General features: G+C 70.7%; 11 protein-coding genes and 1 pseudogene. 2 read left to right on the top strand and 10 right to left on the bottom strand.

All coding sequences use genetic code 11. The features are described from left to right. Positions 1 to 14 precede the first annotated feature (14 nt). From IPZ69_RS29735 to IPZ69_RS29690, 10 genes and pseudogenes are all read right to left on the bottom strand, one after another. Complete coding sequence (locus IPZ69_RS29735; RefSeq protein WP_445330180.1) at positions 15 to 1346, bottom strand: carbohydrate-binding protein; 1332 nt, start codon at positions 1344 to 1346, stop codon at positions 15 to 17. Positions 1347 to 1551: 205 nt separating this feature from the next. Next, positions 1552 to 3291, bottom strand: a complete 1740-nt coding sequence (locus IPZ69_RS29730; protein WP_235457707.1) for a carbohydrate-binding protein — start codon at positions 3289 to 3291, stop codon at positions 1552 to 1554. Then, positions 3288 to 5468: a carbohydrate-binding protein gene (locus tag IPZ69_RS29725; protein ID WP_235457706.1), complete on the bottom strand. Its 2181-nt coding sequence runs from the start codon at positions 5466 to 5468 to the stop codon at positions 3288 to 3290. The genes IPZ69_RS29730 and IPZ69_RS29725 overlap by 4 nt, the downstream gene beginning before the upstream one ends. Further along, positions 5465 to 7402 (bottom strand): glycosyl hydrolase family 28 protein, encoded by a 1938-nt coding sequence (locus tag IPZ69_RS29720; protein WP_235457705.1) that lies wholly within the window; start codon positions 7400 to 7402, stop codon positions 5465 to 5467. Before IPZ69_RS29720 ends, IPZ69_RS29725 begins: the two co-directional genes overlap by 4 nt. 12 nt (positions 7403 to 7414) lie before the next feature. Beyond that, a complete protein-coding gene (locus tag IPZ69_RS29715) occupies positions 7415 to 8197 on the bottom strand; it encodes a polysaccharide lyase (protein ID WP_235457704.1) in 783 nt (260 codons plus the stop codon). After that, complete coding sequence (locus tag IPZ69_RS29710; RefSeq protein WP_235457703.1) at positions 8194 to 9798, bottom strand: glycoside hydrolase family 88 protein; 1605 nt, start codon at positions 9796 to 9798, stop codon at positions 8194 to 8196. The genes IPZ69_RS29715 and IPZ69_RS29710 overlap by 4 nt, the downstream gene beginning before the upstream one ends. After that, positions 9795 to 10871 carry a pyrroloquinoline quinone biosynthesis protein PqqE gene (gene pqqE, locus IPZ69_RS29705; RefSeq protein WP_235457702.1) on the bottom strand — a complete coding sequence of 359 codons (1077 nt, stop codon included), beginning with the start codon at positions 10869 to 10871 and terminating at the stop codon, positions 9795 to 9797. The genes IPZ69_RS29710 and pqqE overlap by 4 nt, the downstream gene beginning before the upstream one ends. Further along, complete coding sequence (pqqD, locus tag IPZ69_RS29700; protein WP_235457701.1) at positions 10868 to 11122, bottom strand: pyrroloquinoline quinone biosynthesis peptide chaperone PqqD; 255 nt, start codon at positions 11120 to 11122, stop codon at positions 10868 to 10870. Before pqqD ends, pqqE begins: the two co-directional genes overlap by 4 nt. Then, the gene (pqqC, locus tag IPZ69_RS29695) at positions 11119 to 11853 is read right to left on the bottom strand and encodes a pyrroloquinoline-quinone synthase PqqC (RefSeq protein WP_308407558.1); all 735 of its coding nucleotides are present in this window, start codon (positions 11851 to 11853) and stop codon (positions 11119 to 11121) included. The genes pqqD and pqqC overlap by 4 nt, the downstream gene beginning before the upstream one ends. A gap of 68 nt (positions 11854 to 11921) precedes the next feature. Then, positions 11922 to 12056: pseudogene (locus IPZ69_RS29690) on the bottom strand (pyrroloquinoline quinone precursor peptide PqqA); the annotation flags it as partial. 328 nt (positions 12057 to 12384) lie between these two features. On the opposite strand from IPZ69_RS29690, the gene IPZ69_RS29685 reads away from it, so the two are divergent. Both IPZ69_RS29685 and IPZ69_RS29680 read left to right on the top strand, forming a co-directional pair. After that, positions 12385 to 13221, top strand: a complete 837-nt coding sequence (locus IPZ69_RS29685) for an aldo/keto reductase (protein WP_308407557.1) — start codon at positions 12385 to 12387, stop codon at positions 13219 to 13221. 205 nt (positions 13222 to 13426) lie between these two features. After that, positions 13427 to 13743: hypothetical protein (locus tag IPZ69_RS29680; protein WP_235457700.1), on the top strand; the 317-nt coding region annotated here is incomplete at its 3' end.

Genomic DNA, 13743 nt, shown 5'->3' with positions numbered 1-13743 from the left:
CTGCGTGTCCCTTCTCAGCCCGTGTACTGGGCGAAGACCTTGAGGAAGTCGTACGGCTGCTGCGACACGCCGCTGCAGGAGTCGGCGTCTGTGCCGGAGCCGCAGGCCCGGTCGCGGTTGATGGACCAGTAGGTCAGGCGGGCGATGTGGTGCTGCTGGGCGTAGGCGAGCATCGTCCGGAAGTCGGTGAGCCGGACCAGTTCGCCGGCGTCGTCGGTCTTGCCGTTCATCGACGACAGCCCGATGTGCGCGTAGGTGACGGAGTCGCCGTACCCGTAGGCCGACTTGACCCGGGCCTTGAGTCCTTCCATGGCCTGCGTGGTCAGGGTGCCCATGTTGCCGGCGCCGCCGCCGAAGTCGAACGGCATGATGCACCAGATGTCGTTGGCCAGGCCCGAGTTCGCGGCCCGGTTGATCATGTCGACGCCGGTGGAGTCGGGGCCGCTGGTGGTGGTGCCGAAGGTGACGATGGTCTTGAGGCCGGGGTTGTTGGCCTTGACGGTCTTCAGGGCGTCGACGACGCGCTGGCGGACCGTGGCGCTCGACCACTCGGTGTTCTCGATGTCGATGTCGATGACCTTCAGGCCGTAGGCGTTGATCACCTTCTGGTAGGCCCCGGCGAGGGCGGACGCGCTGGAGCACTTCTCGCCGAGCTTGGCGCCGCTCCAGCCGCCGAAGGACACGATCACGTCACCGCCGGCCGAGCGAATGGAGTTGATCTTCGCCTGGTCGTCGCCGCCGGTCAGCGGGCGCGAGCCGTCCCAGGCCGGGTTGCAGCCGCCGTCGGAGAGGACGAAGGCGAGGGTGAACCACTTCACGCCGGTCGCGGACATCACGGCGGTGGGGTTCGGCGGGCTGCCCCAGCCGAAGTACTCGTAGGGCGCCACCGCCATGCCGGGTGCCGTGCCGGTCGAGCCGCCGACGGTGAGCCGGTCGAGGTTGGGGCCGCCGGTGGCCGCGGTCGCGGTGGCGCGGACCTTGTCGCTGCCCGCGTTCAACGTGACGTTGACCGTCTTCGTCGCCCAGGTGTCCCAGTTCGCGGTGGGCGGGAAGGACACACCGGAGGCGACGACACTGCCGTTCACGGAGATGTCCATCGGCCGGTCGGCGGTCGTCCCGTTGGCGTACCGGAAGCTGAGCGCTGTTTGACCGGACGCGGCCGCGTCCACCGTGAACTCCACGTACGAACCGGCGACGTTGGTGTAGTCGACGAACCCGGAACCGGTGAAACCCGTGTGGTTCGTCGCCACCGTGCCCCGCGAGAGCGTCGCGCTCTCGGCCTGGTAGTCGGTGGCCGCGGCGCCGGTTCCGGCGGCGCGGGACGGTGGGGAGACGGCGAAGAGCAGGGACAGCAGCAGGCCGCACAGGGCGGCGAGGATCACGCCGGGACGGGGGCGGCGTGCGGGTGCGAGGACGTGCACGGGGTCGACCTCCAGGAGTGGGGTGGGGAGGGAGGTTGAGTGTTAGGAAGGGTTCCTAACACTTAAGGTCGTGCCTCCCCGCCGACAACACAACGGGGAGGACGTGATGGGGGTGTGGAGTGAGGCGCTTTCAACTCACGTCGAAGCAATCGATGTTGGGCGCGCCGTTCGCCGTCGCCGCCGTCACCCGGACGGTGTTCGGGCCGGCCACCAGCGGCACGGTGAGGGTCGACGAGGCCCAGGTGTCCCAGGAACCGGTCGCATCGAAGGCACGGTTCGCCGAGACGACCCTTCCGTTGACGCTGACGTCCATCGGACGGCCGGTCGAGGCGCCGTTGGCGTACCGGAGGTTCACCGACGCGCTCCGCGCGCTCGCCGAGTTCACCGTCCACTCGACGTACGCGCCCGCCGCGTTGGCGGTGTTGACGAAGCCGGTGCCGGTGTAGCCGAGGTGGTCGGTGTCGACGGTCGAGCCCGCCGAGGTGCCGGCGCCCTCCGCCTGGTGCCGTACGGTCGTCGCGCCGAGCGGAGTCACCCGGATCAGCCGCGTCTCCCCCGGCCGCAGCGTGGCGCTGTAGGAGTCGGCGACGGCGCCCTGGTGCGCCCCCGACCACAGGTCGGTGACCTCGCCGGAGCCCGTGAAGCCGAGCTGCGACCAGGTGACACTCACCGTCGAGGTGCCGGAGGTACCGGTGTTGAAGAGTGCCACGACGTGGTCGCCGGAGTCCTCGCGCTTACTCCACACCTGGTCGACGCCGCTGGAGACGATCCGCCTGGCCGCGTATCCGTCCTGGTCGACGGCGATGATCCGGTCGTTGGTGAGCATCGCCGTGTCGACCGGGTCGAGGTGGGTGAGGTCGGTGCCGAGCAGCAGGGGCGCGCCGGCCATCGCCCACAGGGTGAAGTGGGAACGCCGCTGGTCGGCGGTGAGGCCGACCTGGTCGCCGTTGCCGATCTCCAGGGAGTCGAGGTCGTTCCAGCCACCGGGTCCGGCGTACTGCTGCCAGGTCGCGGCCGAGGTGAAGCGCGCAAAGACGTGCTTCCAGTCGGTCAGCGGATAGCCGCTGCCGTTGGGTCCGGGCCCGCAGTAGCACTCGACGTCGCCCTGGGTGCGCCAGCTGTTGGCGAGCGAGCGCCAGGTCGTGGCGTTCGCGACGGGGAGGTTGTTGGACAGGGCGTAGGTGATCGGACGGCCGGTGGCCCGCAGTGCCTTCGCCCAGGCCTGGACGTCGGGGACGTCGGCGCTGCCCACCCCGTCGATCTTGAGGTGGTCGACTCCCCATGAGGCGAACTGCGCGGCCCAGGAGTTGACGAACTCCTGGGCACCGGGCTTGGAGTAGTCGAGGTAGTACATGTTCTTGCAGTTGTAGTTCTTCTCCAGGGTGGACGTGTCCGCGATGTCCGCCGCGTGGTACGAGGTGCCCTCGATGGGCGTGTTCCTCAGGACGGCGTTCTTGGCGATGCCCGGGGTGACGTAGAAGCCGAACTTCAGGCCCTTGGCGTGCACGTAGTCGGCCAGTGCCTTGATGCCGGAGGGGAACTTCGCGGGGTCGACGGCCCAGCGGCCGTAGGAGTCGACGACGAATCCGTTGGAGTCGCACTTCTGCCAGAAGTCGTCGAGGTTGACGTACACGAAGCCGTGTCCGGCCAGACCACTGGCGGCCAGGGCGTCGGCCTGGGCCTTGATCTTCGCCTCGGTCGGCGAGCGGCGCACGAAGCTCCAGCTGCTCCAGCCCATCGCGGGGCGCAGCGAGAGCCCGTTGCCGGACGCGGCGGCGGGCGGTGCGGCGAGCAACGGGAGCGCGCTCGCCAACAGCGCGCCCAGCACGGCGGCGATCAGCGCGCGGCCGATCCGTCGTGTCGGTCTCATGGCCCGCTCACCTCCAGGTAGTCCAGGTTGGGCGCGCCGGCGGCGGTGGTCGCCGTGGCGCGGACGGTGTGGGTGCCGGCGGTGAGCGGAACATCGGCCGTGACATCGGCCCAGCTGTCCCAACCTCCGGTCGGCGGGAAGGACTTGGCGACGGCGATCACCTTGCCGTCGACGCTGAGGTCCATCGGGCGGTCCGTGGTCGTGCCGTTGGCGTGCCGGAGGGTGAGCCGCGCGGTGCCGTCGCCGGAGGCCGTGACGGTCCATTCCACGTACGCGCCCGCCGCGTTGGCCGTGTTGACGAAGCCCGTCCCGGAGTATCCGGTGTGGTTGGTGTCGACGGTCCCGCCCGCCGAGTACACGGCGTCCTCCGCCTCGTGACGCTGGGGCGGTGTCCCGGTGGCCGGGGTGGCGTACGACGCCGCGATCCAGGCCTCGTCGACGCGCAGCCGCTTGGCGCGGCTGGTGTCGGTCGAGGCCGCCCAGGTGCTGTCGACCTCCAGCCGTACGTAGCGGGCACTCGCCGCGGTCAGGTCGATGCCCTGCATGCCGCGCCGGCCGGCCAGCTGACCGGACTTGACCGCGTTCCCCCAGCTGGTGCCGTCGTCGCTCAGGAACACCTTGTAGTCCTTGATCCGGGCGGACTGCTCGGTGTCGGAACGGGCGTAGGCGACCGAGTCCTCGCGCTGGTTGAGCCCGAGGTACTGCACGCGCCTGGCCGAGCCCAGGTCGAAGGTCAGGGTGACCGGGAGGGTCTTGTCGCTGTCCCAGTAGGTGAGGTAGTTCCCGTCGGCGGCGACCGGGGCGCCGTGTCCGCTCGCCGAGGCGCTCGCGGTCATCGTGTAGGAGGAGGCGGGCAGCAGGCCCTGACGGCCGGCCGTGACGACCTTGAAGACGGTGTCGTACGGATCCCAGCCGCCCAGCCCCGTCAGTGTGAGCACGCCACCGGACTGGGACCACGAAATGGGCGCTCCGGTACGAAGGTTGGTGACGGAGGCGATCCGGTAGCCGTTGTCCCGGACCCGCAGGGTGCCGGTGCTGGGCGGGGTCAGGACGTGGATGTACTGGCGGTCCGGATCGTCCTTGGCGATGGTCGTCACGCCGTGGGCGCCGTCGTTCCAGAAGCCGGGCTTGAGGCCGCCGTACATGTAGCCGCCGCCCTCGACGCCGTGCAGGGACTCCCATATCGGGTTCAGATAGCCGTTGGCGAAGTTGTTGAAGGCCTCCTGGTTGGCCGGAAATCTCCCGTTGACCATCGCCGTCTCCGCCATCAGCGCCTTCACGGAGGAACCCGCGTTGGTGATCAGGCGGCCGAGGGTGAGCATCCGGTCCACGGTCGGGTTCGAACCGTCGTACCACCAGGCTCCGGTGGAGGGCAGCTTGAAGTCGGCCTCGGTGAGCCGGGGTTGGGCCGTGTAGACCGCCTGGGGATAGTCGTACGCCGGTGTCATCCCCGTCTTCTGCTCATTGCTGATCATGTCCATGATCGGCGTGTCCTCGTTGTTGTTGCTGATCGTGTACTGGGGGCGCTTCCGGTAGATCTGCGCGTAGAGGTCGTGGCTCTCCCAGTACGCGTTGTCGTTGTCGATCCAGAAGCCGCCGAGGTCCGGGTAGCGGTTCATGACCTCGAAGAAGAGGTCGTAGGAGTACTCGCCGAAGCCGTCGCGGGTCGTCAGGTCGACGGAGTGGCCCTTGTAGGCGGAGTACGCGGCCGAGTCGAGCCACTCGTGGCCGCCCTCGTCGTGCCACTGCGGGTCGTCGGTCATGTAGAGGATGACCTTCAGGCCCTTCGCCCTGGCCGCGGTGATCAGCTCGCCGAGGAAGTCGCGCCGGGTGGCGCAGCTGCCCGGGACGGCCGAGGGCCAGGGGCGGGCGTAGCCGAGGCGGCTGTGGAAGGTGGCCAGGACCAGGTACTGGGTGTGCAGCTTCTGCGCCTCGTTCACCCAGTACTCGGGGGTCCAGCCGCCGCTGGTGACGTCGTTCTCCCAGGCGGCGCAGCTGGTGTGCTGCGGGGCGGTGCGCTCGCCCCAGTGCAGGAAGAGGCCGCCGGTGGCGGCGCGCAGGAAGTCCTGGCGCGGGTTCTGCAGGTCGGCCCGGGCCGGGGACGGCAGCAGCAGGGCCGCCAGGAACAGCCCCACCGCCGCGAGCAGCGCCGGGATCGTGCGTCCGCGTGTGCTCATGCCGGTACGTCCAGGTAGTCGAGGTTGGGGCAGCCGCCCGAGGCGGTGGCCGTGGTCCGGATCGTGTTGGCGCCGGCGGTCAGCGGGACGGTGACGTCGACGGTGCGCCAGGCGGTCCAGTCGCCGGTGGGCGGGAAGGAGACGTGCGCGGCGACGAGCGTGCCGTTCACCGCGATGTCCATCGGGCGGTCGGCGGTACTGCCGTTGGTGTAGCCGAGGGAGATCGTCCGGGGCCCGGCGCTCGCGGCGTCGGCCGTCCACTCGACGTAACTGCCGCTGACGTTCGACGTGTTGACGAAACCGGTGCCGGAGTAGCCCCGGTGGTCGGTGTCCACGGTGCTGCCGGCCGAGGAGGCGGCGTTCTCGGCCTCGTAGCGCGTGCCCGGGGCTCCGCAGTCGCTCGTGGACCCGGTGCCGGACGTCCGCAGCGCGCCTCCGGAGGTGGTGTGGCTGTCGGCCACGCAGTAGCCGGTCACCGTCTGGAAGCCCATGTCGTAGGGCGCGTTGCCGCCGCGCTGGGCGGTGAACCGGGTGAACTTCACCGAGCTCGCGGAGTTGGCGATGACCGCGGGCCGGCCGTCGTCGGCGGCGAGGCGCACGGAGCTGTCCGTGAAGGCGATGCCGTCCGCGTTGTGCAGGTACCAGCCGTAGGCCGGGCGGGTGCCGATGCTGTTGGGGTTGTAGTTGTTCGGGTCGTTGCTCGGCACGCCGGTGCCCATGGTGCCGTTGCCGCCGGGCACGGTGAGGTCGACGTGGGTGAAGGTGACGTTCCTGATGCGATGCGCACCCGCCTCGCCCCACAGCGTCGGGCTGTACGAGGGGCTGGATCCGGTCGCGGTGATGTTGTCGTAGGTGATGTCGCTGATGGAGCCGACGCCCGGGTCGTTGCCGCAGCGTTTACGGGTGCCGATCTTCTGCGTGATCGGCGCGTGGACGTCGGTCATGGTGATGTCGCGGTAGTGGACGTCGGAGATCTTCGCGCCGTCCATCGACACCATGCCGAGCCCCGACTTGTTCGACCCCTCGATCCTGATCCGCGCGAACTGGTAGTCCGTGAAGTCGCCGCAGGTCTCCGAGCCGAACATCAGGGCGTTGCAGCACACCGCCGACAGGTAGGAGTCGCTCACCCGCACATGGCCGTTGGGGAGCTTGGCGCCGAGGGCGTAGTCGCTCTTGAAGACCAGCGCGTCGTCGTTCGCCTTGATGTGGGCGCCTGTGACGGTGACGTTCGTGGTGCTGATGATGTTCCAGCCGTCCCGGTCGCTCGCGGTGTCGATGGTCAGGTGGTCGGAGGTGACGTTCGCGCAGCCGTTGACGAGGGCGGCGAAGTGGCCGCCGCGGCGCAGGGTCAGTCCGTCGCCCAGGCGCAGTCCGTCGCACCGGGTCAGTGAGATGATCTTGTCGGCCTCGCCGGACTTCGGGTTGCCGGTGATCAGGCTGCCGCCGCCGTCGATGACGCCGCCGCCGGTGAAGGCGATGTCGGTCAGCCGGTCCCCGTAGATCATCGCGTTGTGGAAGTGGCTGTGGCCGTAGTCCTGGTACTTGTCGTTCGGGTTGGACTCGGGCGGGTCGTAGGTGTCCGCGTCGGAGCCCTGGAGGGTGGCGCCCTTGTCGACCTGGAGCGTCACACGGCTCTTCATGTGGATCGTGTTCTTGGACTTGTAGGTGCCGGGCGCGGGCACCAGCACGGTTCCGCCGCCGGCGGCGCTCGCCGCGTCGACGGCCTTCTGCACGGCGGGCGTGTCGTTGGCCGAGCCGTCGCCCTTGGCGCCGTAGGAGCGGACGTCGTAGACGGCCGCGGTCGAGTGGACGGTGGACGCGGCGGCGGGGGACGCGGGGGCGGCCACGGCCGGAGGGTGGGACAGGCCGAGCGCGACGAGGAAGCCGAGGCACGCGAGTAAGAGGGCTCGGCGCGGGGCGCGTGGGGGTGTCATCGGGCCTTCTCCTCAGACGAGTTGGTAGCCGCGCAGATCGGTGAGGAGCAGGTGGCAGTCCTGGAGCGAGCCGGAACTGTCGCCGAGGGAGCGGTAGATGCCCCACTTCGGGCGCACGCGGTCGGCCAGGAAGGTGTCGACGCCGGTGCGCGCCTTGTCGATCAGGGTCGTGCCGCCGCTCTTGAGGATCCAGCGCACCGAGCCGGACGTGCCGTTGCCGACCTTGATCTGGAAGTCGACGTCGGTCCACCGGTCGTGCAGCGGATCCAGGGAGGTACGACCGACCAGGGTCCCGGAGATCGGCAGCTGGAGCTCGATGGTCTGGGCGCCGTTGACCCTACGCAGGGACTGCACGACGATCGGCGAGCTGCCGTTGCCGGGCTGCTTCATCTGCATGATGTGCGTGAAGGTGGTCGTGGCCTTCAGCGAGCTCGGGATGTACATCGAGTAGGTCAGCCGCCAGGTCTGTCCCGGCAGCCATTTCAGATAGCTGCCGGGCGAGGTGCGCAGCCCGGTGACCTCCTGGCGCTGCCGGTCGGTCATGGTGTCCCGGTCCACCCTGTGCATGGTGAACCGCCAGTTGTTGCCCTCGGGGCGGATGTGGGGGTGTCCGGCGGGGTGCGAGTTCGCGCGGTCGTCCTCGATCGTCTCGAAGGCGCCGAGACCGTCGGCGCTCGCGGACGGCGACCACTTCAGCTGCCAGGAGGCGGCGCTCGCCGGGGTGGCGGGCAGGCCGACGGCGGCGGTCGCGCCGGTCAGGGCCGCGCCCAGCAGGGTCCTGCGGGTGGGGGTCATGGCTGCTCCGAAGAAGTGGGCGTGCGGGGCCGGGCGCGCAGCTGTTCGTTCATGATCAGGAAGGCGCCGAGGCCGTGGAAGTCGTTGGTGGCCCGGGTGCGGCCGATGTAGTAGGCGTAGTCGCCGACGTTGGTGCCGATCGAGATGTCGGTGAGTTCGGTACGGCCGTCCGGACCGAGCGAGATCTTCTGCAGGACGCCCTGGTAGCCGCGTTCGGCGACGCTCGCGTAGTGCGCGTCGAGGTAGCCCTGCTGGGCGCCGCGCGAGAGGGCGTAGGTGAACATGCTGGAGCAGGAGGTCTCGGTCCAGTTGTCGCCGCGTTCGCCCTTGTCCATCACCTGGAACCAGCGTCCGGTGGCCGGGTCCTGGTAGTGCTCCAGGCCGGCGGCGAGTCGTTTCAGGATGCCCAGCAGCGCGGTTCGGCGCGGGTGGTCGGCCGGGAGGGCGTCGAGCACGTTGACGATCGCCATGGAGTACCAGCCGACGGCGCGGCACCAGTGCTCGGGGGCGAGGCCGGTGGCCTGGTCGGACCATGAGGCGGTGCGCGACTCGTCGTAGGCGTGCTTCAACAGGCCGTTGCCCACCTGGAGATGACCGCCGTAGACGGCGAGCTGCCGGGCGGCCTCGTCGTCGGCGTGGCCGGCGTCGTGGAACTCCCTGCCGTACTCGACGAGGAACGGGTTGACCATGTAGACGCCGTCGGCCCACAACTGGTGGGCGCGGCTGCTGGAGTCGGCGTGCCAGAAGCCGCCGTCCTGGGTGCGCGGGTAGCTGTCGAGGCGGTCGCGGATCTTCTTCGCCGCGATCCGGTAGCGGTCCTGGCCGGTCTCGTGGTGCAGGATCGTCAGCAGCCGTCCCGCCTGCATGCTGTCGAGGTTGTTGAAGCTCTGGCCGATCGAGCCGTCGCTCGCCACGAACCGGTCGACGTAGCTCTTGATGAAGGACAGGTAGCGGGCGTTGTGGGTGCGCTGGTAGACGAGGTACTGGCCGTAGAGGTACAGGCCGACGGGGTACGACCAGCCGCCGATCGTGGTCGGCGTGTAGCGAGCGGTGGTGGAGTCGACCATGGCGGCCGACCAGTCGGTGACGGCGGTGGGCCGGCCCACGGTCAGCGAGTCGAGATTGGGGCCGCCGCCGGTACTCACGGCGGTCGCGCGGATCGTGTTGGTGCCCTGCCGCAGCGCCGCGTCGACGGTCCGGGTCCGCCAGCTCGTCCACGAGCCGTCGCCCGGGAAGGACAGGCCGCGCGCGACCGTGACGCCGTTGACGTTGACGTCCAGGGGCCGGTCGGCGGCGCTGCCGTTGGCGAAGCGGAACGCGAGCGGCTCGGTGCCCGGCTGGTCGGCGGTGACCGTGAACTCGACGTAACTGCCGCTCAGATTGCCGTAGTTGACGAATCCGGTGCCGGTGTAGCCGGTGTGGTCGGAGTCGACGGTGCCCTGGCCGATGACCGCGTCCTCGGCCTCGTGCACGGCCGGCGCGGGAGCGCCGCGGCGGGGCGCGGCGGCGGCCGGCGTCGAGGTCACCGAGGGCAGCGCGGCCAGGGCGGTGGCGGCGAGCGCGACGGCCGTCAGCGCCGCCCGCAGGCGTCGGCGTCTCATGGTCCTCCTTCTCGGTACGCGTACGCGGACGTCTCGCGCGGTCCGTGCACGAGGTCGCGTACGAGGTGGTGGTCGGGGGCGTGGCGGCAGGCCGGGTCGGTGCGCGTCGCGTCACCGGTGAGCGCGTACGCCTGGCACCGGCAGCCGCCGTGGTCGGCGGCGCGCAGGGCGCAGCCGCGGCAGGGTTCGGGCATCCAGGACTCGCCGCGGAAGGCGTTGAAGGCCGCGGACTCGTGCCAGATCCAGGCGAGTCTGCGGTCGGTGACGTTCGGCGGATCGAGTCCGGGCAGGGCGGCCGCGGCCGGGCAGGGCAGGACCGTGCCGTCGGGTGCGACGGTGAGCGAGACCCTGCCCCAGCCGCCCATGCAGGGTTTCGCCGTGGCGTCCACCAGGTCCGGGGCGACCCAGACCAGCTCCGGTGTGCCGCCGAGCTCCCGGCGCCGGCGGGCGACCGTGGTGCGGGCCCGCTCGACCTGTGCCGGTGTGGGCAGCAGGGCCGCGCGGTTGCGCAGGGCCCAGCCGTGGAACTGGGTGTGGGCGAGCTCGATCCGGTCGGCGCCCCAGGACACGCCGAGGGTGATCAGCTCGTCCAGCGCGTCGAGGTTGGCGCGGTGCAGGACGATGTTCAGCCCGAAGGGCAGCCCGGCCGCGCGGATCAGCCGGGCGGCGCGCTCCTTGGCCGCGAACGACCGGGCGCCCGCGATGCGTTCGGCGGCGGCCGGCTCCGCGTGCTGCACGGAGAGCTGGACGCTGCGCAGTCCGGCCGACACGAGCCCGGCCAGCCGCCGCTCGCTCAGCCCCAGCCCGCTGGTGACCAGCTGGGTGTAGAGGCCCGCGGTGTCGGCGGCGGCGACGAGCTCCGGCAGATCGCGTCTGAGCAGCGGCTCGCCGCCGGACAGATGGGTCTGGACGACACCCAGGTCACCGGCCTGCCGGAACACGTCCGCCCACTGCGCGGCGGTCAGCTCTCTTGACCGACCGATCAGTTCGACGGGGTTGGAACAGTACCCGCAGCGCAGCGGGCAGCCGTGCGTGAGCTCGGCGAGCAGGGCCCACGGGGGGTCCGGGGTCATGTCAGCCAGCCCTCCTTCCGCAGCGCCGCGAGGAACCAGGGGACGTCGGCGCCGACGGGGGCTCCGGGGAACGCCGCGCGCAGCTCGGCGACGATCTCCGGCACGTTCCGGCTGCCGTCGCACAGCCGCAGCACGCCGCCCGCCCCGCCGTGCAGGACGACGACCCGTTCCGGCAGCAGCAGGAGGTCGGTGCCGCGCACCCGGTCCCGGCGCAGGACGACCCCGCGGGACAGGGCGGGACGCCAGGTCATGGCACGCCTCCGGCACCGCCGTCGCCCCGGTCGACGGAGTCGAGCAGCGCCCACAGCACGTCGCACTTGAAGGCCAGCGCGGCCACCGCCCGTTCCTGCTGCGGGCGGGTGCGGGCCCAGGCCAGGACCAGGGCGAGGGCCTCCTCGCCGTCCCGGGCGCCCTGGCCGACACGGGTGCGGAAGTAGGCGAGGCCGGCCGGGTCGATCCACGGGTAATGGCGTTCGAACGCGGCGATACGGGTGCGCATCAGGTCGGGCGCGGACAGCTCCGTGAGGGAGGCGGCGACCGCGTCCAGCGCGGGGCGCCGGCCGCAGAAGGTGACGTACCGCTCCACCGCGAGCCGCACCCCGGGCAGCACCCGGGAGGTGTCCCACAGTTCGTCCCGGGCCAGACCGGCCGCCTCGCCGAGCCGCAGCCAGCGCTCGATGCCGCCCTCGCCCTCGGTCGATCCGTCGTGGTCACGGATGCGGCGCAGCCAGGCGCGGCGCAGTACGGGCCTCTCCAGCTTGGCGAGGATCAGCGCGTCCTTGACGGGGATGTGCCGTTGGTAGTGGAACCGGTTGGCGATCCAGCGGCGCACCTCGGCCGGGGTCAACTCACCTTGGTGCATCCGGAGGTTGAAGGGGTGCCGGTCGTGATAGCGCTCGGCGGTGACGGCGCGCAGCCGGGCGGTGAACTCGGCTGCGGGCCACGGGGACGCGGTGCTCTCGGCGCGGACGGGCGCGGTCACGGCGCGGGGCGCCGGGCGGCGGGCGCGGGGATCGCCCCGGCCCGGGCGGAGCCGCCGGCGCCCGGGAGGTCGCCGAGGGCGTAGGCGGTCACTTCGAGCGCGGTCTCGACGACCGTGTATCCAGGGCTTTGCCAGGCATTGTCATCCGATGTCTCCAGAACGGCTCGTTCCGCCGGGAAGGCCTCGGGCAGGGTCTCGTTCATGTGTACGTACCTGCTTTCCTGAGGGTGGGGGGTCTCGGAGCGCAGACAGGCGCCGATATGCGCGTCGTTCACATGTGTGCATGTGGTTCAGTGACGCGTTCGGTGGCGCGATACAGAGTCCCGAGAGGACGGGCCGCGGTCAATGGTCCGGACCGAAAACCCTGAAAACATCGGATGCTCTCGGCCAAGCCCTTCCCGTGACTGACTCGTCAGTCAGTTCCGGCGGATTCGGCGGATCCGGCGGATTCGGCAGTCAGGAATGCATCACGGCCCGTGATCGTTGACGATAAGAGCACCACCTGTTCGCCAACCGAAGGATCAAGAGCTCGTGAGCAGCAAGGTCCCCCCGAAAATCCTCAACAACGGCGTCGAGATGCCCCAGCTGGGCTTCGGCGTCTGGCAGGTGCCGGACGACGAGGCCGAACAGGCCGTCGCCACCGCGCTGGAGGCCGGGTACCGCAGCATCGACACAGCGGCGATCTACGGCAACGAAGAGGGCACCGGCAAGGCCATCGCCGCCTCCGGCCTGCCCCGCGAGGACATCTTCGTCACCACCAAGCTCTGGAACAGCGACCAGGGGTACGACGCCACGCTGCGCGCCTTCGACACGTCGCTGGCGAAGCTGGGCCTGGAGTACCTGGACCTCTACCTGATCCACTGGCCGCTGCCGTCCCGTGGCAAGTACGTCGACACCTACAAGGCCTTCGAGAAGCTCCTGTCCGACGGCCGGGTCCGCGCGATCGGCGTCTCCAACTTCCTTCCGGAGTACCTGGAGCGGCTGATCGCCGAGACGTCGGTCATCCCGGCGGTCAACCAGATCGAGCTGCACCCGCACCTGCAGCAGCACGGCTCCCGTGACTTCCACGCGGAGCAGGGCATCGCCACCGAGGCCTGGTCGCCGCTCGGCCAGGGCAGGGGCCTGCTGGAGGTACCGGCGATCGTCGCGATCGCGCAGAAGCACAACCGCACCCCGGCCCAGATCGTGCTGCGCTGGCACCTGCAGCTGGGCAACATCGTGATCCCGAAGTCGGTGACCCCGTCCCGGATCCGCGAGAACATCGACGTCTTCGACTTCAGCCTGGACACCGAGGACCTCGCGGCGATCAGCGCACTCAACGAGGACCGACGCCTGGGCCCCGACCCGGCCGCCTTCGACATGGGCTGACCCCCGCGCCCCTACACCCGTACGCCCCGCCGCACGGCCTCCTCGCGGCGGGGCGTACGCGCGCGACCCGGCCCGGGCCCGCACGCGAGCGACACCCCGTGACGCCCTTCCCCGGGCAGCCACCCGACAGCGACCCCGCCGAGCACGCACCCGACGCCGCCCCCGCCCGCCTCGCCGGCCGGCATCAGTCGGTAGGTACGTCCGCGTGTACGACCTCGACCTCCTCCAGCGCGCTGAACGAGAACTGGCGCTTCGGCCCCGCCCCGGCCGCCCTCGACATGGGCTGAACCCCGCGCCCCCACACCCGTACACCCCGGCCCGGGCCCGCACGTGCGAGACACCCCGTGACACCGCCGCCCAGGCGTACACGACCTCGAACTCCTCCAGCACGCACAACAAGAACCAGCGCTTCGGCTCCGACCCGGCCACCCTCGACACGGACCGAACCCCACGCCCCCACATCCGTACGCCCCGCCGCACGGCCTCCTCGCGGCGGGGCGTACGCGCGACCCGGCCGGCGCC

The organism is Streptomyces olivochromogenes (assembly GCF_021538895.1).
Taxonomy (GTDB): domain Bacteria; phylum Actinomycetota; class Actinomycetes; order Streptomycetales; family Streptomycetaceae; genus Streptomyces; species Streptomyces olivochromogenes_A.
Note: the sequence above shows the minus strand (reverse complement) of the source record. Positions and strands in the feature narration are given on the sequence as shown.